A 22,800-nucleotide genomic window follows, 5' to 3' on the forward strand; every position below is an offset into this window, starting at 1 on the left:
AAGAAAAAGTATTTAAGATTTTAATATACTTATAATTTCAACTAAAGTATATTTTTTGTAGTTTTAGTTATAAATTTTTAAAATATCACATTTAATATATTAAAACCATAAAAACAAACTGGCTTAGAATTAAGCCAGTTTGTTTTTATTCTCATACTTCTTTCCAGATATTTCCCTCTTTTGAACTTGCAACTGCTGCTTCAATAAATTTAACTCCACTTACTCCATCTTCTACTTTTGGAAAATCTAAATTTATATTTTCAATGCTCATACCTTCGTTTTTTTCTACAATCGCACTTATAAAAGTGTTGTAGTGGTTTGCCACAGCAAATACAATTCCCTCAGGATGTCCTGCAGGAATGTGATTTAATTCCGCTGCTCTACCTGTTATATAATCTGTTCCTCTGTGATAAATTTGTTCAGGTTGATTCTTCTTCGTAACTTTTAAATAATTAGGGTCTTCTTGTGCCCATTCAACTGAACCCTCAGTTCCAAAAACTCTAACTACCAGCCCATTTAAATGCCCAACACAAACTTGAGAGCAACTATAAACTCCATGAACTCCATTTTCATATTCCACTAATATATTTGCATTTAAGTCTAAGTCCATTTTGTAGTAGTCCAATACAGATAGTAATTTCTTCGGACGAAGCCCTGTAATATATGCAACTGTATTTTCTATATGTGAACCTATATCTCCTACACAGTTTGAAATACCTGACTTTTTAGGATCTGTCCTCCAAACTGAAAGTTTTGTCTCACTTTGTTTTTCTCCTCCAACTTGATCTATTAGCCAATCTTGAAGGTATTCGGCACTTACATTTACTATTTCACCTATTTCTCCATCTTCTACAAATTTCTTTGCAAGTTTTACCATTGGATAGCCTGAATAAGTATACATTACTCCAAAAAATAAATTTCTCTCTTTTGCAATGCTATACAGTTCCTCTGCTTCTTCTGAAGTAAAGCAAAGTGGTTTTTCACACATAACGTGAATATCCGCCTCTAAAAAAGCCTTACTTATTTCAAAATGCGTAGAGTTTGGAGTTACAATACTGACAAAGTCAATTTTATCTTCCCTTTGCTTTTCTCTTTCTGCCATTTCTCTATAATCTCTATAGATTCTCTCTTTATCTATATTGTAAAAATCTCCGGTTTCTAAATTTTTTTCAAAATTAGTACTAAAACATCCCGCTACTAACTCAGCTGTCCCCTCTGAAGCAATGGCTTTTCTGTGCACATTGCCAATAAAAGCTCCAGGTCCTCCTCCAACCATTCCATAACGCAATTTTTTTCCCATAATTACCTCCATAATCCTCTGACTATTTACTTGCCATTGCACTGTCAAATGAAAAATCTGAAGCTTTAAAATCTATTTTTCTCACAAATTCGGCTGCTTCTCTTGCTCCATATTCTCTTTCCATTCCACTATCTTCCCACTCTACTGAGAGAGGTCCCTGATAGTCATATGCATTTAACACACGTATAATATTTTCAAAATCTACATCTCCATGGCCAAGTGATCTAAAATTCCATCCTCTTCTCAAATCTCCAAAGTCAATGTGAGAACCTAAGAGGCCACTTCTTCCATCTAGTGTAACTGCTGCATCTTTCATATGTACATGATAAACTCTGTCTATAAAGTCTTCTAAGAATACATGCGGAGTAATTCCCTGCCAAACTAAGTGACTTGGGTCAAAGTTCAATCCAAATTCAGGTCTGTCTTTAAATTTTTCTAAAAGTCTCTTTGTAGAATAGTAGTCAAAGGCAATTTCCCCTGGATGTACTTCAAGTGCAAATTTAATTCCATTTTCTACAAACACGTCTAAAATAGGTGTCCATAAATCATAAATTTCTTGAAATCCACTTTCTACTAACTCTTCAGATGTCTGAGGAAAAGAATACAAATACTTCCAAATAGGAGAACCTACAAATCCCGTTACTACATAGCACCCCATTTTTTTAGCTGCAATAGCAGAATACTTCATACTTTCAATCGCCCAAGCTCGAATTTCATCCGGCTTATCTGCAAGCTCCGGTGGTGCAAATCCATTAAGTCTTGGATCGTTATAGTCTCCAACACATTGACCTATAATATGAGTACAAAGTGCAACACATTTTAAGTCATATTTATTTAACAGTTCTTTTACTTCTGCAACGTATTCATCATCTTCAGCAGCTCTCTTTGGATCAAGGTGATTTCCCCAACATGCAAGTTCTAAACCATCATATCCAAATTCCTTTGCTTTGCTACATATTTCTTCTAATTCCAAATCTGCCCACTGAGCAGTCATAAGAGTTAACAACCTTCCCATAATAAACCTCCTCATTAAATTAAAATAAAATTTTTACAATCTAAATTGTAAAATATACAATTACACTTTAATATAGTAGTGTATATAAATTATATCACCTTAAAAACTTCAAATCCATAAATATTGTACAATACTTTATATGAACACACTTAAATAATTGCATTCCTACACTTACAACTAAATTTATTGGGTATAATATAGTTAATGATTTTATTATCAAATGAAAGGGGTTAATTATGAAATATTTTAAATTGAACAACGGCAACGAAATACCGGGCATTGGTTTTGGTTGCTATACCATCACTGACGAGAACGTCTTAAGAGATGTCTTGATTGAATGCAAAAAATGTAATTACGAATTAATTGATACAGCTTATTTTTATGACAATGAAGATTTAATAGGAAAAGTTTTAAAAGAAGAAAACTTAGAAGATGCTTTTCAAATTGCAACGAAAGTTTGGCCAATAGACTTTGGTGCAGAAAATACTAAAAAATCTATTGAGCGCTCACTTAAATCTCTAAACAGAGACTATATTGACATAATGTATCTTCACTGGCCAGGCAAAGATATGGAAGAATCTTGGAAAGTTTTAGAAGACTACTATGAGCAGGGAGTACTTAAAAATATTGCAGTTTGTAACTTCTACGAAAACCACATGGAATATCTACTTAAAAATGCAAATGTAGTTCCACAGATAGATCAAATAGAACTTCATCCTCTACTTCAAAAAAATGAACTTTTAGATTATTTAAAATCTAAAGATATCCAACCTTTGGCATGGAGTCCAATTGCAAAGGCTGACAAAGAACTTTTTGACAGTGAAATTATGATTGAACTATCTAAAAAATACAATAAGAGCATTGCACAAATAATACTTGCTTGGCACATTGCAAGAGGTACAGTTGCAATTCCTAGAACTTCTAAAGTTAGTAGAGTTTCAGAAAATATTGATGTCTTTGACTTTGAGCTAACTGACGAAGATATGGATAAAATTAAAACTTTAGATATAAATAAACACACTTCTAACAGTCCTGAAAATGAAAAGTGGCTAAAAGAAATTAGATATGGAAAATAAATAGTTAAATAAAAATATATAGAGCATAGTTTCAAAACTATTGCTCTATATATTTTTTTAAATGCTTAGCTGTATATGAATTTTTTACATTTAATAAATCTAAGGGATATCCTTGGAATAAAACTTTCCCTCCTCTATTACCTGCTTTTGGTCCAATATCTACTATCCAATCAGCACTGCTTATTATGGAGAGATTGTGTTCTAAAACTATTAAAGTCTTATCTGTACTAAGTATCTTTTTAAATAATTTAATAAGTAAATCAATATCCGCCTCATGAAGTCCCGTACTTGGCTCATCTAAAATAAATATTTCCTCACTTTTTTTATCTATTACCTTTGCCAGTTTTAATCTTTGAAGTTCTCCACCTGAAAACGTGTCAATACTCTGTCCCAATTTTACATAGGAGAGATTTACGTCTATTAATTTTTGAAGTGCCTCTATTAACCTTTCATCTTCAATAAAATTAATAGCCTCTTCCACAGTTAGTTGCAATACTTCATATATACTTTTCCCCTTATACTTAAATTCCAAGGCTTTATCACTATACCTCTTCCCATTACACTTCTCACAAACTTGCTGCACATCACCCATAAAAGCTAAGTCTAAACTCACATATCCTCTTCCCTTGCACTCCGGACAAGCTCCTTTGCCATTAAAACTAAAAAGTGAAACACTCTCATTAGAAATTCCCGAATATATTTTTCTAAGTCTGTCAAATACATTCAAATATGTTAGTACATTTGATCTATTACTTCCAACTATTGGATTTTGATTAAATATAGTTGCCTCATACTTTTTTGCGAAAAGTTTTTGAATTAATGTACTCTTACCTGCTCCTGCCACTCCTGTTACAACTGTAAATGCATTTTTTGGAATTTTGACAGATACATTTTTTATATTGTACAAACTTACATTTTCAAGAGAGTAAAAGGAATTAAATTCTCTTCTTCTTTTATTTATGCTGTGTTTTTTTGACAATGCTCTTCCCGTAACTGTATTAGACTTTACCAACTCTTCATAAGTTCCCTGAAAAGTAACTTCTCCACCGCTTTCTCCTGAACCCTCTCCAATATTTACAATATAGTCGGCAACTTTTATTATATCCGGATCGTGGTCTGCCAACACTACAGTATTTCCCTTATTTCTAAGTTCTTGAATAATTTTATTTATTCCTTGAATATCCTCCGGATGTAAACCTATACTCGGTTCATCTAGTATATAAAGTATATCTGAAAGCGAACTGTTTAAATGCCTGGTCATCTTTATCCTCTGAGATTCTCCACCTGACAAAGTATTAGTTGAACGATTAAGCGTTAAATATCCAAGTCCTATTAATTCTAAGCTCTTTAATTTCACCTTTAAATCTTCTAATATCACATTAACATTTTTACTATTTATTGTATTTAAAAAATTAAGCAGTTCATCAATATTCATATTAACACAGTCAGCAATAGATACATTGTTTATCTTTGCACTTCTAACTCTTTCATTTACCCTTGTTCCCAAGCACTCAGGACATTTTTCAACCTCCAATATTCTATTTAAGTGTGCTGAGTACTTTGAGTCTTCTCTTTCAATAAACCCCTTAGTTATTCTGGGAATAACTCCAATATAAGTTGAAGTTTTTGGCCATTTAGAAGTTGGATTTTTAGGCTTACTTCCAATATCATATAGCAATAAATTTAATTCTTCTCTATTGTAGTTTTCCAGTTTTTTATCATTGTCAAAATTTCCCGTTTCAGTATATCTGGACAGTCTATAGCCTCCCGGTTGAAATGTGGGAAAATTTATCGCACCTTCATTTAAAGACTTTTTAAAATCTATTAATTTTTCTATGTTGATAGTCTTTACTTCTCCTATTCCCTTGCACTTGGGACACATTCCACTTGGATTATTAAAGGAATATACCATTGAATAACCTATAAATGGCTTTGCTATTCTGGAATATAAAAGTCTCAAACTTGTATATATGTCTGTAACTGTTCCCACAGTAGATCTGGGATTACCTCCAATTTTCTTTTGATTTATCACTATTGACACTGGCAAGTTTTTTATTTCATCTACTTCAGGCCTTTTATAATGTGGAAGTAATTGCTGAATATAGCTTGAATAAGTTTCATTTAACAATCTCTGTGACTCTGCTGCAAGAGTGTCAAAAATAAGTGATGACTTTCCTGAACCTGATACTCCAGTAATAACTGTAATTTTATTTTTAGGTATATTTAAGGATATATTTTTTAAATTATTAGTTCTAGCTCCTTTTATTACAATATTCTCACTCATATTTCTTCCACCTTTCCAGTAAATATGTAAATAATTCGAACATAAGTTTATTTTATCACTAAAAAATTTAATGGTCAATTTATTTTAATCATAAAAACGCCTATAAGCTTATACAAACTTATAGGTGTTTAATACTTTTATATTCAAACTTTTATTCTGTAGTATGTGATTTTGCCACTTCACTTTCAGGTTTCCAGTGTTCAAAATTCCAAGGATCTTTTTTTATAAAACCATCTGCAAATGGAATAAAAATAGATGCTATTGCAAATACTGCCAACAGTCCTTGATACCACAAACGTAGGTAAAATTTATTGAATGGTTATTTTCTATCAGGCGAGTAATCTCTTAACGACTTAACCATTATATCTACAAACTGTTTAGTTAAAAACGAAACCTTCTTTTCCTTTAAATGTACCCATCCTAAACACATTTCTTCATGGTTGCCCTCAAGGGGAATTGAAACTATTTCATCGGGAATAATTTTATAAATTAAATATCCAGTTCCAATATTATATGCATTAGTATTTGCAATAACATTCATCATAGTTCCCCTGTCGTGAACAAAAATCTTCTGCTCAGATTCATCGTTAAATACTAAATCTTCTGCAAGTGCCTCTTCGCCATGGTACTCATAGGTAACCATTGGATAGTCCTTTAAATCTTTTTCTTCTATAGTTTTTCTCTTTGCTAAGGGATGGCTACTACTTAAAAAAACATGAGGTTTTACAGTGTGACAGGGATAAAATTCCAATTCCTTCTTTTTTAATATTTGATTTATTATATTTTTATTGTTCTCTGTCATAAATATTACTCCCAGAGAACTCTTTCGATTATATACATCATCAATTGCCCCAAGGGTAAAAGTCTCTTTTAAATTAAAGACATAGGACTTATCATCATGAGACTTTATAAATTTAATAAAGGCATCTACAACAAAGGCATAGTGCTGCCCTGAAACTTGAAAATGTGTAACAGAAGCGCTATTTTTTGAAACATAGTGTTCTTGCAAGTGGTCTAATTCACTTATTATATTTTTAGACAGCCTCAAAAACTCAATCCCATCTTCTGTAAGAGAAACTCCCTGCCTTGAGCGTTCAAAAATCGTTACTCCTATTTCTGTCTCTAAGTCTTTAATTGCCTGACTAAGTGTTGGCTGTGAGACAAATAAGTGCTGTGCTGCTTTATTCATTGATTGGTAGTGAGCTACTGCTGCTATGTATTGAATTTGTTGAAAAGTCATTTTGTATCCTCCTAATAAATCTACTTATATAAAATAACAATAACGCATATAACTATTATATATAAGACCACATCTTTAAAGTGCCTTATAATATAAATATAGTTTGTAAAATTTAATTTATAATGTAACTACATTATATCAAAACAAATGTTTCTATCACTTTATTTTAAAACTATTAAAATATTAGTGAATACAATTTTGAAAGGTAGGTATTATTGTGGAAAAAGGATTTAGAACAGAAATACTACACTCTGGAGAATCTGAATTTGCTAAAAAAATAGCTCAATCAGTTTCAGTTCCAAAAGTAGTTCCAATTTATATGAGTAGTGTCTTTAGTTTTGATGACGTACCTTCATTAGATGGTGTATATGCAGGTACAGAAAAAGGATATGTATACTCCAGGATGGCAAATCCCGGCGTGGATTCTCTTAATGACGTACTTACCACTGCTGACAACTGCGGTGGAACTATTGCTTTTTCTTCGGGAATGGCAGCTATTATCGCCTCTATTATTTCAAACGTTAAGTCTGGCGATCACATAATTTCTTCTCCAGTTCTCTATGGCGGAGTATATGATTACTTAAAAAATGAAATTACACGTTTTGGAGTGGAAGTTGACTTTGTAGACTTCATACATGATGATTTTGAAAAATACATTAAGCCAAATACAAAAATTATCTACACTGAGACAATTACAAATCCACTTATGGAAGTAATGGACTTAAAGGCTATATCAGAAAAAGCTCATAAACACGGTTTAAAACTAATTGTAGATAATACTTTTGCTACACCGGCAATATGTCGCCCAATGGACTTTGGCGCTGATATTGTAGTATACAGTGGAACAAAGTACTTAAATGGACATAGTGATATTATCTGTGGTGTAATAGCATCTGATGAAGAAAATATAGCTAATATACAAAAATATGCAACTCTATATGGGTCTATTATCAGTCCCTTTGACGCTTGGATTTTAACTCGCAGTATGAGAACTTTGGAACTTAGAATGAGACAACACAGTGAAAATGCGTTGGCCCTTGCAAAATACTTTGAAGGACATCCTAAAGTTGAACGTGTATACTATCCAGGTCTGCCATCTTCAGAGTTTTATGAAGTTGGTAAAAAACAGTTTAACAATGGCTGGTGTGGTGGAATGGTAAGTGCTGACATAAAGGGCGGCGAAAAGGGAGCTTCTGACTTTATAGCTGCATGTGAAACTGTGAAATTTGTACCAAGTCTTGCAGGAGTTACTACTTCAATTTCATACCCTGCAAAAACTTCTCATCGTGCTTATTCACCTGAGGAATTAAAACACAGTGGTATATCTATGGGACAACTTCGCTTTTCTACAGGTTTAGAAAATATAGAAGATATTATTAGAGAATTTGATAAAGCTTTTGAAGCAGTTCAAGCTTAAAATAATAAAAAATAAAAGGTACAACTAAGTTGTACCTTTTAACAATAAGGTGGTGAAGTATTGTGGAATCAGAAAACTTAAAAGACGTCTCTTCATTGGCAAGAGAAAAATACAACTTCTATCAAAATAAATTGGGCTACACAATATACACTTTACTAGCAGGTTCATATTGTTCTATCGGTATGGCTTTTGCCTACAATGCTGCTTCAGGATTTTATGCATCTCCAAGTTTAAGTGGTATTTCAAATTTAATAATGGGGATAGCTTTCGCACTTTCTTTTACATTAATTACCTTTGCCGGATCAGAATTATTTACAGGAAATGTCTTTGTTATAACAGTGGGTGCTCTAAGTAAAAAGATCACTTTCAAAAATGCCATTTCCATACTTATATTTTGTTACATTGGAAACTTAATGGGTGCATCTATTATGGGAGCAATTATATCTATGTCAGGCGTTATGTCAAATACTGCAGGAGAAATGCTTGAAACTTTTTGTCTAACAAAAATATCTCTTCCAATTCACCAATTGTTTTTAAGAGGAGTCATGTGTAATGTGCTGGTGTGTCTTGGAACTTGGATGGCATCAAAAATAAAGTCGGATATTGCAAGGATGACAGCTTTATTATGGGTCGTTGCAGGCTTTGTCACTTCAGGATATGAGCACAGTATCGCCAATGCAGGACTTTTTACTATGAATGCACTTTCAAATTCTATTCCACCTGGTTATATGCAGGGTGTTTTAAAAAATATGTGCTTTGTAACTTTGGGCAATATAGTAGGCGGTGCACTGATTGTGGCCTGTGGATATTGGTTTGCCAATAGACGTACATCTGAATCTAATTAATTAACTATAATTTTAAAAATATTCTATTAAAAAAAGAGCTTAAAATTTAATTTTAAGCTCTTTTCTTATTTACACTATAAATAGTACACAATAAAATTTAATTTTTATAGTTTATATTTTAAGTTGATTTAATATTTATTCATCATCAAATTCTAACATTGGAGCAGGTTTACCTCCATGTGATAAATCAAATTTCGTAACTACATAAATTACTACAAATGCAACTGCTGCACCTGGAACTATTGCACTTAATCCAAATGGACTGTCCAATATAAATATCCACGTAGCTGATACTATTGTTCCAGCTACTATTGCAACAAATCCAGCCTTTGCTGTTACCTTGTCCCAGAATAATCCACATACAAATGCTGCAAATGGTCCCGCACTTCTAAGTGCAAAGGCACTCATCATTACACTGATTATATTAGAGTTAGATAGTGCAACTCCAAGTCCAAACAGACCAGCTACTAGCATTACAATTTGAGAAATTACAACTTCTTTTTTATCGTTTCTCTCTCCTTTATTAATATAGGGAACATATATGTCATTTGAAAACATTGTAGCAGTACCAATCATATTTCCTGAAGCTGAACTTATTGTTGCAGCAACTATTGAAGATAAAACTAATCCCGATATAATTGGTGGTGCAAATGTAAGTGTTGCATCAGCTAATGCACTTGAAGATATTCCATTTTGTGCATATCCGTCAATACAAGCATAGGCAATTAGTCCTATTGTAGCTGGAACTATTGCGTAAGCTGCAGAGATAATTCCCGCTAGTATTGAACCGGTCTTTGCTGATTTACCATCTTTAGCAGATGAATATGTCTGTACAATTTCCTGTCCTGTTGGGAAAGTCATGCAGTACATTGCAATATATCCCAATATAGTTGGCAATCCCACTTTTGTCATACTAACTAAGTCTAATTCTCCACCTGAACTAGCTGATACTGCATTCGCCTTTTCAAATAAACCTGCAAATCCACCTATAGCTGTATTTGATACCATTATAAACAACGCAATTGTCATACCAATAGTTATAAATGCAACGTGCATCATATTTGCCGCTGTTACTGAAGCAAATCCACCTATCATTGTATATAGTATTACTACAATAGTAGTTACTATTGCTGCAACTCTAAAGTCCAAAGATGTTACAGAGTTTATAATTGAAGCTGTTGCAATTATTTGAGCTCCTGTAGCCATAAATAATGCTAAGATAGATGTTATTGCCGTAAATATATGTGATGGCTTACCATATCTCTTTCCTATTATCTCCGGCACCGTATTTGATGCAGATCTTCTAAAAAACGGAGCTACAAATGATACTAATATAAATCCAATTCCTGATGCAATTACGTACCATGACGCTGAAAGTCCAAAGGAATACACATTTGTCGCAATACCAGTTGTACTAGCCCCGCCTGTGTTTGCTGCAAAGAGAGTTGCTGCTAACATTATAGGTCCTAGTGATTTTCCTGCCATTAAAAAATCTTCATTATTTGAACCTTTTGATTCTGATTTTTTCTTTTTTAAATAAGATGCCACTAATCCAATAGCAACAGTAGCTGCCATATATAATACAATTATTATTAATGCAGTTTTTTGAGTACTATTCATAAATTAATCCTCCCATAGATTTTTTTATTATATTTTGTTTTATTTACGTCCTTTATAACGTAATACTTTTCCTGCCTTTTGTGGCTTTTCTACACCATCGTCAATTATAACTTTACCATTTACTATTACATATTCAATTCCCTCAGGATATTGATTCGGCTCATTATAATCCCCTTTATCTATTATGGTATTAAAGTCAAATATTACTAAATCCGCTGCATAGTCGTCTTTTATTACACCTCTGTCGTCAAGTCCAAATGTTTCAGCCGGTTTTTTAGTCATTTTATAGATTGCCTCTTCCAGTGGAAATGCATTTTCTTCTCTTACATATTTTCCTATTACTCTTGGAAATGCACCATAAACTCTTGGATGTGGCTTTCCGCCCAATATTCCATCTGTACACACGTTTTGTTCCGGTCTCTTCATAAGTGTTATAACATGTTCTTCAGTTCCCCAGAAGTCAACTAGTCCAACTAAGTTCTTTTCTTCAAGTATTATGTCAAAAATTGCATCTAACGGATCTTTATTTCTCATTTGACCAACTTCTGTAAGACTCTTACCTTCTACGTCTTTATTTTTGTCTGAACCTACAAATGTTACAAATATTCCATCAAAACCTGCAAACTCAACGAAGTTATCCCAACCTTCTATTCCCTTTAAAATGTCTTCTTTCATCTTTTCTCTTAAACTGTCATCTTGTAATCTCTCAAGCAATTTATCTGTTCCACCATCATGTGCCCAAGGAGGAAGGATTACACTCATCATAGTTGAGCCTGCAACATATGGATATTGGTCAAAGGAAACAATTCTTCCTGCTTTAGTAAAGTTATCTAATTTTTCCAAAACTGCGGGTATTTTATCCCAGTTATTTTTACCACATACCTTGAAATGTGAAAAGTGTATTCTACATCCACTTTCATTTCCAACTTGAAGTATTTCATCCATTGAATCAAGTATTGCATCTGCCTCACTTCTTTGGTGAGTTACAAATACTCCTCCTGTTTCAGCCAGTACTTTTCCAAGTTCTACTAACTCTTTAGTATTTCCATAAGATCCTGGTGGATAAATTAAACCTGTTGACATTCCAAATGCACCTTCAGCCATTGCCTTTGCCAAGTTTTCTTTCATCTTTTTAAGTTCTTCTTCTGTTGCCTGTCTGTTGTCCATTCCCATTGAAGTAAACCTAACGTTACTGTGTGGTGCCAAATATGCTATATTTGGTCCAAGATCTAATTTATCTATAGTATTTAAATAGTCATCTACACTTTCCCAATCCCATGGTGCCTCATATTCTCCCTCAAGGCCACTCATAGCTTTAATCCAAGAAGATTTATTTTCCTTGTCTATAGGTGCTGGTCCCATTCCATCTTGAGCAACAAACTCTGTAGTTATACCCTGTCTGGTTTTAGGTTTTAACAGTGGATCTTCAAATAAAAGTAAACTTGAGTGACTGTGAGTATCTATAAATCCCGGTGATACAACTTTTCCCTTTGCATTTATTACTCGCTTCGCCTCTACAGTTTCTCCCTTTGGTATTAATTTTAAAACATCATTTTGAATTGCTATATTTCCTTCATAAGGTTTATCGCCTGTTCCATCAACTATGAGTCCATTTTTAATTAAAATATCATACATTTTATACACCCCATTAATCTTTCTAAATTTAAAACTTCTAACACATTCTTATAAGAAAGCTCTACATATTGCCTTATATGAATCCTTTACACTTTGTAATTGTTCTATTTCAATGTATTCATTTAAAGTATGAGCTAAGTTTTCCTTTGATGGTCCAAGACCAAATGTCTTTATTTTTGCCTCTCCTGCATAGTGACTTCCATTTGTACAGAAGTTATACTGTGTAATTACAGGGTTTTGACCTATATCTTTAAGTGCCTTATATGCAGTTTGAACAAATTCTTCATCTTCGTTATATAGCCATCCAGGGAAGAATCTCTCTCCTGTAATAGTCTCTCCTGTAAAGCACTTTTCTTTACCCACTGAATAACTTACCTTTGCATCTAGTTCAGGGTCTGCTTTCATCATCTTATCTAGGAGTTCTTGAATTGGTGCAATAACTGACTCAAGAGTTTCTCCAACTAAAAGTCTTCTGTCGTAAGTTGCCACACAATATTCCGGAACTACTGACGCTCCAGGGTACGGTTGAGATTTAATATCTACTAATTCAAGTATTCCATCTCCCAACACTTCATTGTGTGTAGGTTCAAGCTTTCTAATTTCACTTATTATTTCGCCAATTTTATAAACTGCATTAATTCCCTTTTCAGGATTTGCTGAGTGAGCAGCTTTTCCAAAAACTTCTAATTTAATCTCTGCTCTTCCCCTTTGCCCAATTTTTAAATTGAGTTGTGATGCCTCTCCAATTACTACTATATCAGGGTTAGCGTACTTGCTAATTTCTCTTGCCGCTACACCTTCAAAACACTCTTCATGAACAACTCCTGCCACATAAATATCTCCGGCAAAGTCTCCCTTAGTTTCCTTATTAAACTCTGCTGCTGCAACTGCCATAGCTGCAAGAGCACCTTTCATGTCACTAGTTCCTCTTCCGTAAATTTTTCCATCGTGGATTTCTGCTGCAAAAGGTGGATATTTCCATACACTTTCATCAGTTACCGGAACTGTATCCATATGTCCGTCAAATAGTATGCTCTCTCCCGGACGACTTCCTTTAATATGGCCTATTGTGTTTCCATATTTATCTACATGAACATCAGTATAGCCATTTTCCTTAAAGTACTTAGTTAGTTCATCAGATACACCTTTTTCTTCTCCTGAATAACTTCTTTGTTGAATTAGTGCTTGAGTTAATTTTACAACTGAATCATTTACTGCTTCTTTTCCCATCTCAAATCCTCCTTAATTAATAACTTGGATATCTTCCATCCCACACTATATCTCTATACATCTTTTTATCTGTATCGCCCTCTGTACTAAATACTAATACTACAGAATTTTCATCTAATCCTATTTCATTTTTTATATCTGCAAGTTCACTGTCTGTCATTAATTTTGACACTACTCCACTTGTCACTGCTCCACTTTCTCCAGAAATTACTCTCTTGTCATCTTTCTTTGGATTTCCAAGTAATCTCATTCCATGTGATGCATATATTTCATCTACTGATAGAAAATATGATGCGTAGCTGTTTAGTATTGGCCATCCTATAGTCACCGGTTCTCCACATGCAAGTCCCGCCATTATAGTATCTAAGTCTCCATCTACATTGTGAATTTTTCCATCATCAGCCTTTGCTGTTTGGTAAAGACAATTTGCCTTTTCAGGTTCTACTATTACAATAGTAGGAATATTGTCTGAATAAACATTTGCAAAAAATCCAGTTACTGCCGATGCAAGCGAACCAACTCCTGCTTGTAAAAATATGTGAGTAGGTCTTTGTCCACTGCTATTTAACTGCTCATATGCTTCATTTGCCATAGTCATATAGCCTTGCATTATCCATCTAGGAATATCTTCATAGCCATCCCAAGATGTATCTTGTACCATTATTCCACCATGTGTATTTGCATAGTCATTTGCCATTCTCACACACTCATCATAGTTTGCATCATATACGTCTACATCACTGTTTTCTTTTCTGATATTTTCTACTCTTTCAATTGCTGTTCCCTTTGGCATAAATACTTTTGACTTTTGACCTAGTTGATTCGCCGTCCACGCCAGTCCTCTTCCATGGTTTCCATCTGTTGCAGTTACAAAAGTTAAATCTCCAAGTTTTGCTTTTACTTCATCTGAAGTCATTACACTGTATGGTAATTTTGCAATATCTATATCTAACTTATTTGCTATAAAATTACCTACTGCGAAACTTGCACCTAAAACTTTAAATGCATTTAAATCAAATCTATAAGATTCGTCTTTTATAAACATATTGTTAATCCCAAGATGCTCTGATAAATTTTTCAACTCAACTAGTGGTGTCTGCGAATACTGAGGAAAACTAGAATGAAATCCCTTTACCTTTTCAGCTACATCTCTATTTAAAAAACTTATGTCTTCATTTTTTATTTTATTTCCTAAACTTGTTATATTCATTTTTCCCAAAATCATCACTCCTTACCTATATACTATTGCAAATTTCGTGCCAACTTAATAAAAAAGGAGTAAAATGGCTAAACTGCACAATCCTACTCCTTTTAGTTTATTTTTAATTTTTTTAAAACAACATATAATTATCAAAAGGATAATTATTCCTTATCAAAATGATAATTTTACTCACTCTAAAATAACAAAGGCTATTTTAAGCTATTACACTTAAAAATATTTATCACTTTGATAATTATTCTATCTCATACTGTTTCATCTTCCTATATAATGTGGCTACGCCGATATTTAATGTTTCAGCTATTCTTTTCTTGCCATCTGTACTTCTTCCATATTTATTAAGCGCTTTATTAATTTCCATTTTTTCCAGTTCTGCAAGAGTTCTAATATTTGAATCTATTTTCCCATCATTTCTACTAAGAGCAAAGTCCTTTGGTAGAGTTTCCTTCGTCAGTATTCCGTCAGGACCCATCATATTTATCATAAACTCCACTGCATTTTCAAGTTCTCTAACATTTCCCGGCCACCAATAATCCATTAGTGTATCAAGTACTCCTGGCTCCATTTTCACATATTTTTTATTAAATAAATTTGAATACCTCTTTATAAAAAATTGTGTTAAATCTATAATATCTTCTTTTCTTTTTCTTAGAGGAAGGGCTTCTATTGGAATTACATTTAATCTATAGTACAAGTCTTCTCTAAATTTTCCATCTCTTATCATCTTTGTTAAATCTTTATTTGTTGCAGCTATTACTTTTACATTTAAAGGTATTTCTTTATTTGAACCCAGTCTTGTAACTACTCTATTTTCAAGAACTCTTAAAATTTTAGATTGAAGGTGAATTGGCATATCGCCTATTTCATCTAAAAAAATTATTCCACTGTTTGCCAATTCAAATTTCCCTATTTTCCCCCTTGAGTCTGCACCGGTAAAAGCTCCCTTTGTATATCCAAATAATTCACTTTCTAAGAGAGTCTCCGGAATAGCAGCACAGTTTATAGATATAAATCTGTTATTTGCCCTGTCTCCACTTTTCCATATAGAGGTTGCAATTAATTCTTTTCCAGTTCCACTTTCTCCCGTAATTAATATAGTTGAATTGGAATTGGAGATGAGCTTAATTTGATCTAATAGCTGTTTCGTCTCTTTGCTGGAACCGATTATACTTCCGGTGTCAAAAGTAGATGTCAAATCATATAGATCTGATTTAACCTTTTTTATCCCGTCAAATATTAAAATTTTATTGAGCTTTGGATTTTCCATGCCAAGTATGTTTCCAACTACATATTTCCTGTGACCATTTACATCTATATAGTATTCGCTTCCATCTGCTGCCACTTTATCTCCTGCAGGAGAGTGGTTTATCTTCATACCCTGACAGTTTTCATCTAATCCCAATTGACTTTCCGCACTTTTATTACTAATTCGAATCTTATCGTCAATATCTAAAACCAACACTGCTTCACTTAAATAGCTGACTGTTGTCTTTAAAGCTTCCATATAGGAAGCTGTATCTTCTTCTCTATAGTAATTTATCATCATAGTTGATATAAAGTTGGTAATTTGATTGATAAAGTCCAAATAATTGTCTAAGTTTTTATCCAGTAGTTCTCTGGATAAGTCATTTAACCCTATTAACCCTAGAACTCCAATTACCTCATCATCTAATAATATCGGAGTAGATACTTCAAAAGTTTCTACGCAGTTGTCTGCGTCAGGACAATTTAAACACAGCTCATTTTCCCCTGGATTTGTTATTACAGCTAAATTCTTACTTTCAATTACGTGTTTGTATACGTAGCCCTTAGAGGACATATCTCTTCCAATTTTATCCTTATAGTAACCTGTTCCTGCAATTCTTCTTAAATCTACATCCACTACTTCCACTTCAGCATTTGCAATTTTAGACACTGCCTCTGCATAGTCTTGAATTTCGTCAGATATTTTTGTAAGATCATACCTGTGCATAAAATCACCTTTCCAAATGTAACTTTATTATTTAAGAGTTTAATTTTTTAATAATAAAATTAATTTATCTAAACTATATTTTTCTTATATACTTAATATATCTCCAGTTGCCATATAATTTAATCTGTTTCCCATAATTTTTTTCATATTTTCAAAAGCTTTTTCTCCGGTACAGTGACAAGTATAAAAATTAGGACTTGTATTGATAAGTTCTCTTGCCAAATTTTCAACTACTTCACTTGGCTCAGTCATTTTGTTTGAAGGGCTGAACAAGTGAAATCCTCCTATTACTGTGTCAATATTACTTACATGTGTTAAAGCAGCCTTCAAAATATTAGCTATTCCCCTATGTGAACAGCCTGTTAACAATACATTTTTATCGTCTTCAGTTATGATTAAATTTTGTTCATGAATAAAATCATCTTCCATTCCATCCTCTTTAAGCAACACACTATTGCTCTTAGTTTTAAATGAGCCCTCTACATCTGAAAAAATAAATAGTTCATCATCTATTTTAAAAGTATCATCCACTAATACTATTCTCTCATTAGATTTTAGTTCCATATTAAGCCCTATATACTTTTTAATTCCCAACACTTTCACATAGAGATCCTTAAAGGCATTTTTATTTATATATATTTTTGCAATGCTGTTGTTTTCTAAAAAAGCATTTAACCCTCCACCATGGTCAGAGTGTCCATGGGAAATTATAACAGTGTCTACTTTTGAAATATCTATTTTTAACTTCTTTGCATTTTCTAAAAAAGTTTCATCTGGCCCCAAGTCAAATAACAACTTGTGATTTTCTGTCTTTATATAAAAGCTTAACCCATGCTTGTGCTTTAATTCCTTTGAGCTACTTGTATTTTCAACTAAAGTAACAATTTTCATAATCATTTCCCCCTAAACTTATTAATTACAATATATCACATAATTTAAAGAAATTTTTAATATTATACTTTAGATATGTATTTTTATAGAATCCTATACAAATGTAAAAGTATTTAGCATATGTTTTCTTTATACAAAAAGCGCCTTAAATTAAGGCGCTTTACTAACATAAGTTTTTAAACTTTTGACAATGGCTTATATAAAAATAGCATCAATACTGTTTCCATTATAAATTGAACTATTATTTTTGGCATTCTTATAACAAGTTGTGCCATAAATGGATTTCCAAACATTTGAGATAACCAAAGTGTATTTAATAGAATATTCACTATTACAGTGATTAAAACCATGCTTATAATAATTGGTAACTTAGCATCTGTTTTCTTTCCCTTGTTCTTTAGAAATATTAAATACATAACACCTGGAATTGCTCCTGTCAGTATTGAACTGAAGGTAAATCCCGGGTGAATTGAAGGTCCCATTGGATTTATTAACACTCCCACAATATCTGCAACAAATCCCACTAAACCACCTATTATAGGTCCATAGAATATGCCTGATAGCATAATTGGTATTGGTCCAAATCCAATTCTAATCGATTCACCTATCATTGGAGATAAGAATCTTGTTAGAATTATAGATATTGCTGCATAGAACGACGCTCTTACTAAAACCTTAGTTTCCATTTTAGGTTTTAACTTGTTAATTTCATTTCTACTTTTTTCCATGAAAAAAAGCCCCTTTCGATAAAATCAAAGTAAGGCAAGTATAAATATATACCAGCGGATGCGATAAAGAATCTTCGTTTAAGAACAACTTCCCATTTCTTAACACTTGACGCTCTTTACCTACTCTGTTAATATCATTCTATATCAATACATATAAAAAATCAACCATATACATTTAGGAGATGGATTATGAAATATGACGAATTATTAAATTGGATGTTAGACAGAGGTGATCCTCAAGGAGGATACACTGTTGAAAATTTAAAGAAACTTCTCTTAGAGTTTGACAACCCTCAAGATAAAATTAAAACTATTCATGTCGCCGGAACTAATGGCAAGGGTTCAGTTTGTAGCTATATTCAAAATACACTTACAAATTCAAATTTAAAATGTGGACTTTTTATCTCTCCCTATATAGAAGATGTTAGAGAAACTATACAGATAGATAACAACTTTATTTCCAAAGAAGACTTTAGCAAGTATTTAGAGATAGTCTACGAAAAGACAAAAGTTCTTGACGAACAGGGATACTACGTTACAACTTTTGAAATTTTTACCACTGTTGCCTTTTTATATTTTCTAGATTCCAAAGTAGATGTAGCAGTTATAGAAGTTGGCCTTGGCGGACGAACAGATGCCACAAATACTATTAAGAAACCACTTGCAACAGTTATTACAAGTATTTCAAAAGACCACATTAACATACTTGGCTCAACGCTAAGAGAAATTGCATATCAAAAAGGCGGAATTATAAAAGATGGCGGAGACTTATTTATGTATCCCAGCGACAAAGAAGCTACTGATGAATTAAAGAGAATTGCCTCCTTAAAAAATGCACCGGTTCACACTTTTAGCTTTGACGAAGTGGAAATTAAAAATGTAAATGACAGTTTTAATGAATTTTCCTTTAGAAACTTTAAAGACATTAAAACTTCACTTATTGGAAAACATCAAGTATATAATGCTTCTCTAGCACTAATGGTAATTGAATATATTAAAAAATACTTTAATATTGAAAATGAAACTATTAAAAATTCTATTTATGAGGCTAAAAATATAGGACGCCTTGAAATAATAGGGAGAAATCCTCTAGTTATACTAGATGGCAGTCACAACGTTGAAAGTATTAACGCCTTAGTTGAAAATTTATCCAGCTTTAAATACAACAAACTCATACTTGGATTTAGCGTACTTGGCGATAAGGACTTTGACCATATATTAGAAAATTTAATTCCAAAGGCCGATAAAATAGTACTAACTGAAGTGGACAATCCTCGAGCTATTGACTTAAATCTACTACAAAAAAAAGTTTCTAAAGTAACTACAAGAGAAATATTTAAAATTCCAAATAGAAGAGAAGCATTTCTAAAGACAATACAACTTGCCAACAGAGATGATTTAGTCCTATGGTGCGGCTCACTTTATTTAATAAAAGACATTAGAAAAATAGCATTGGAAAATAAAAAACAAGGTTAGTAACGCTAATTATAAAAATCACTAAATAATTAAACTATTTAAAAAAGATAAAATTCTAAAATTAATAGAACTTTATCTTTTTTCTTTTTAAATTTTTTATTCTATAACAGCTGATTTATAAGTCTTGTACGTCGCCAACATATATATCAAATAAATTAATACAAAAATTAAAGCTGTTGTTAAAAAATTCATTACTATATAACTAAAAACCATCATTGTAGAAAATATTTGACTTATTATAATTACCGCAACTAATGCAACTGGTAACCCTAAAATTAATGGGAATATAAATAATATTAATATTTGGTTCCAAACTAAACTTTTTAATTTATTTTTTGAAACACCAATTTTTTTAAGTATTTCATATCTTTTCTTGTATATTTTCATTTCAGATAAAATATTCATTGAAAGTACAGTGCACATTACTAAAATAAATATCAACCCAATTAACAATAGAGAGAGTGCCGAACCCGTTAATGATATTAAATATTCATTTAAAATCATCTCTGAAATTGAAATATTGTGCGATAAATCTACCCACTCCTGCCCAATTATTGTATATAATTCTGTCGTCTCTTTTCCTTCTATGATAGCATATTTTAACAGCTCATCATGTAACTCATTATAGTCATAGTCTCCTAAATTCCACAAATAAGTACTATAACTCGGCTTTAAACTTTGCAGCTCTTCATCATTTAAAACTACATAATAATTTGCAATGGCCGCAGTATTCATAGCTTCATAATTTATATTTTTCAGTTTGTATTCTCTACCTAGAAAAGTATATTCTCCTAGTGGAATCTTTTCTTTTAAATCCTGCATTTGGAAAAATGTTTGAATGGTAAATTCATTGTCCTTTAAAGAAATTTTATTATACCCTGATGCTGTTCTTAGATTGTTGTAAACTGATAGTGGAACTATTGTTTCTATCATATTTTTTTCTCTATAACTAGGATATATTTTTTTAAATATCTCTATATCTCTTGTTTTATATACCGGTACTTCTGAATATTCTTCAACATCAAATTTTAAAACAATATTACTTAGCCCCTTTGCAAATTCTTCATCATTTCTTTCATTTGCAAATACTACATCAAACTTACTGTACTCATCTTCAAAACTTTTATAGTAATTAGCAAATATAACACCTAAACTCATTAATGATAAAGATAAAACAAATAAAATTGCCAAAGTTCCAAGTTGTTTTGACATAGTATTAATTTTACTTCCTGTAAATCTAATTGATAACACTCTATTTGTAAAATTTTTATTATCTTTTAACAATAATTTATTTAATATCACAAAGCCTGAAGATGCTATTCCATAAACGCTTATTATGATTAATAAGATACTTACTAAAAGTCCAAATATATCTAAATTGTATTTAAAAGTAAAATTTAATAGCAAAAGTCCTAATACCATTAGTACTAGAGAACAAATAAAAATAATATTATTTACATACTTATTTTTTACTTTACTAATTTCATTTTTATTTTCTCTATTTATCCAATCTATAATTTTATTCTTTCTAAACAACCTAAAACTAAAAACATAGGAAAACAAATATGCTGCCAATGTTACTCCAGTAGTTACTATTATGGATTTCATAAATCCTTCCAGTTTAAAAGAGTAATTAAAGCCCAAAAAATTATACACTATGACTTTTAATGCTTCCCCAAGTAAAATTCCCAGCAGTATTCCAAAAACTAATGAAATAAAAAAAAGAAGTATTTGCTCAATCCAAAAAATCTTTTTAATTTTATTTGTCTCTATTCCCATTAGCATATAGAGTCCAAATTCATTGGACCTTTTATCTACTATAAATTTAACCATGTACTTAATCATCAGTGCCACTACAAACATCATAAATGCTGATGCAAATATTAACATATAAGTAAATCCTTCAGCTACAGCTGACAAAGATTTTATTTCATCTATAAATACAATTCTATTAAGCGCAAATTCCATAGCTATTGCAAGGGAAACTGTAATCATATATATTAAATAGTCGCTAAAAGTTCTCTTTGCATTTCTAAAAGACAATTTGAATAACATCTACTCACCTCCTAAGAGAGCAACAATATCCATAATTTCCAATTGAAAATTCATTTGAGTTTTTTCTCCTCTAAATATTTCATTGAAAATTTTTCCATCTTTTAAAAATAATACTCTCTTACAATAACTGGCTGTTTTAGGGTCATGAGTTACAACTAAAATTGTAGCATGATCATTTTCATTTAGTTCTTTTAACGTGACCATAAGTTGTCTTGAAGAGTGTGAGTCCAGTGAACCTGTAGGCTCATCTGCAAGAACTAAGCTGGGTTTGTGAATTATTGCTCTTCCACAGGCACATCTTTGTCTCTGTCCTCCTGAAATTTCATAGGGAAATTTTTTGAGAATATCATCTATTCCTAGAACCCTTGCAACTTCCCTGACTCTTCTTGCTGTTTCATCTTTATTTACTTTATTTATAACTAAGGAAAGTCCTATATTTTCTTCAACTGTCAATACATCCAGTAAATTATATTCTTGAAATACAAAGCCCAAATTTTCTCTTCTAAACTTTGCCAAGTCTCTATTTGGAATTTTTGTAATATCTCTTCCCTTTAAAAGCACTTCTCCACCAGTTGGACTGTCTATTGTAGAAATACAATTTAAAAGTGTAGTCTTACCACTCCCCGATGCTCCCATAATTCCCACAAATTCACTTTGAAAAACACTCATGGAAACTCCATCAACAGCCTTTGTCAAAATTGTTCCCTCTCCATAGTACTTTTCAAGGTTTTTTATATCTAATATTTTGTCCATTGTATCCCTCCTCTTACTTATATTTTACTTACATACCTAGTAAG

The 22,800-nt window shown here is 32.1% G+C and carries 18 protein-coding genes and 1 riboswitch; of the genes, 4 read left to right on the forward strand and 14 right to left on the reverse strand.

Translation table 11 applies throughout. From position 1 onward, the window contains the following. Window positions 1-151: 151 nt before the first annotated feature. Both BUB47_RS03545 and BUB47_RS03550 read right to left on the reverse strand, forming a co-directional pair. The gene (locus tag BUB47_RS03545) at window positions 152-1,300 is read right to left on the reverse strand and encodes a Gfo/Idh/MocA family protein (RefSeq protein ID WP_073183839.1); all 1,149 of its coding nucleotides are present in this window, start codon (window positions 1,298-1,300) and stop codon (window positions 152-154) included. A 22-nt stretch (window positions 1,301-1,322) separates the two neighbouring features. Beyond that, a complete protein-coding gene (locus BUB47_RS03550) occupies window positions 1,323-2,315 on the reverse strand; it encodes a sugar phosphate isomerase/epimerase family protein (protein ID WP_073183840.1) in 993 nt (330 codons plus the stop codon). A 236-nt stretch (window positions 2,316-2,551) separates the two neighbouring features. Here BUB47_RS03550 and BUB47_RS03555 point away from each other — a divergent pair, with 236 nt between their 5' ends. After that, window positions 2,552-3,391 carry an aldo/keto reductase gene (locus BUB47_RS03555; RefSeq protein WP_073183842.1) on the forward strand — a complete coding sequence of 280 codons (840 nt, stop codon included), beginning with the start codon at window positions 2,552-2,554 and terminating at the stop codon, window positions 3,389-3,391. Between the two features lie 37 nt (window positions 3,392-3,428). On the opposite strand, the gene BUB47_RS03560 is transcribed toward BUB47_RS03555, so the two are convergent. From BUB47_RS03560 to BUB47_RS03565, 3 genes are all read right to left on the reverse strand, one after another. Continuing rightward, complete coding sequence (locus BUB47_RS03560; RefSeq protein ID WP_073183844.1) at window positions 3,429-5,675, reverse strand: ATP-binding cassette domain-containing protein; 2,247 nt, start codon at window positions 5,673-5,675, stop codon at window positions 3,429-3,431. 151 nt (window positions 5,676-5,826) lie between these two features. Further along, window positions 5,827-5,952, reverse strand: a complete 126-nt coding sequence (locus BUB47_RS10165; RefSeq protein WP_268761870.1) for a hypothetical protein — start codon at window positions 5,950-5,952, stop codon at window positions 5,827-5,829. A 42-nt stretch (window positions 5,953-5,994) separates the two neighbouring features. Then, window positions 5,995-6,915 (reverse strand): LysR family transcriptional regulator, encoded by a 921-nt coding sequence (locus tag BUB47_RS03565; protein WP_073183845.1) that lies wholly within the window; start codon window positions 6,913-6,915, stop codon window positions 5,995-5,997. 217 nt (window positions 6,916-7,132) lie between these two features. Here BUB47_RS03565 and BUB47_RS03570 point away from each other — a divergent pair, with 217 nt between their 5' ends. Beyond that, window positions 7,133-8,332: a trans-sulfuration enzyme family protein gene (locus BUB47_RS03570; protein WP_073183847.1), complete on the forward strand. Its 1,200-nt coding sequence runs from the start codon at window positions 7,133-7,135 to the stop codon at window positions 8,330-8,332. 62 nt (window positions 8,333-8,394) lie between these two features. Next, complete coding sequence (locus BUB47_RS03575; protein WP_073183849.1) at window positions 8,395-9,177, forward strand: formate/nitrite transporter family protein; 783 nt, start codon at window positions 8,395-8,397, stop codon at window positions 9,175-9,177. Window positions 9,178-9,312: 135 nt separating this feature from the next. Here BUB47_RS03575 and BUB47_RS03580 read toward each other — a convergent pair whose 3' ends face one another. The 7 genes from BUB47_RS03580 to BUB47_RS03610 form a co-directional block, all read right to left on the reverse strand. Further along, window positions 9,313-10,797, reverse strand: a complete 1,485-nt coding sequence (locus tag BUB47_RS03580) for a sodium:solute symporter family protein (RefSeq protein ID WP_073183851.1) — start codon at window positions 10,795-10,797, stop codon at window positions 9,313-9,315. A gap of 39 nt (window positions 10,798-10,836) precedes the next feature. After that, window positions 10,837-12,432, reverse strand: coding sequence for an N-acyl-D-amino-acid deacylase family protein (locus tag BUB47_RS03585; protein ID WP_073183852.1), 1,596 nt, complete (start codon window positions 12,430-12,432; stop codon window positions 10,837-10,839). A 48-nt stretch (window positions 12,433-12,480) separates the two neighbouring features. Further along, entirely contained in the window at window positions 12,481-13,662 is a 1,182-nt protein-coding gene (locus BUB47_RS03590; RefSeq protein ID WP_073183854.1) for a YgeY family selenium metabolism-linked hydrolase, read from the reverse strand. A 16-nt stretch (window positions 13,663-13,678) separates the two neighbouring features. Then, the gene (gene dpaL / locus BUB47_RS03595) at window positions 13,679-14,887 is read right to left on the reverse strand and encodes a diaminopropionate ammonia-lyase (protein WP_073183856.1); all 1,209 of its coding nucleotides are present in this window, start codon (window positions 14,885-14,887) and stop codon (window positions 13,679-13,681) included. Window positions 14,888-15,116: 229 nt separating this feature from the next. Next, on the reverse strand, window positions 15,117-16,853 hold the full coding sequence (locus BUB47_RS03600) for a sigma-54 interaction domain-containing protein (RefSeq protein ID WP_073183858.1): 1,737 nt from the start codon (window positions 16,851-16,853) through the stop codon (window positions 15,117-15,119). An 84-nt stretch (window positions 16,854-16,937) separates the two neighbouring features. Then, window positions 16,938-17,744 (reverse strand): MBL fold metallo-hydrolase, encoded by an 807-nt coding sequence (locus BUB47_RS03605; protein ID WP_073183860.1) that lies wholly within the window; start codon window positions 17,742-17,744, stop codon window positions 16,938-16,940. Between the two features lie 176 nt (window positions 17,745-17,920). Further along, complete coding sequence (locus BUB47_RS03610) at window positions 17,921-18,472, reverse strand: folate family ECF transporter S component (protein ID WP_234945625.1); 552 nt, start codon at window positions 18,470-18,472, stop codon at window positions 17,921-17,923. A 50-nt stretch (window positions 18,473-18,522) separates the two neighbouring features. Beyond that, a riboswitch (THF riboswitch) is annotated at window positions 18,523-18,602 on the reverse strand. A 59-nt stretch (window positions 18,603-18,661) separates the two neighbouring features. On the opposite strand from BUB47_RS03610, the gene BUB47_RS03615 reads away from it, so the two are divergent. Beyond that, complete coding sequence (locus BUB47_RS03615; protein WP_073183861.1) at window positions 18,662-19,948, forward strand: bifunctional folylpolyglutamate synthase/dihydrofolate synthase; 1,287 nt, start codon at window positions 18,662-18,664, stop codon at window positions 19,946-19,948. Between the two features lie 96 nt (window positions 19,949-20,044). Here BUB47_RS03615 and BUB47_RS03620 read toward each other — a convergent pair whose 3' ends face one another. After that, a complete protein-coding gene (locus BUB47_RS03620; RefSeq protein ID WP_073183862.1) occupies window positions 20,045-22,003 on the reverse strand; it encodes an FtsX-like permease family protein in 1,959 nt (652 codons plus the stop codon). Then, entirely contained in the window at window positions 22,004-22,756 is a 753-nt protein-coding gene (locus BUB47_RS03625) for an ABC transporter ATP-binding protein (protein WP_073183863.1), read from the reverse strand. Between the last annotated feature and the right edge of the window lie 44 nt (window positions 22,757-22,800).

The organism is Anaerosphaera aminiphila DSM 21120, assembly GCF_900129925.1.
Lineage (GTDB): Bacteria > Bacillota > Clostridia > Tissierellales > Peptoniphilaceae > Anaerosphaera > Anaerosphaera aminiphila.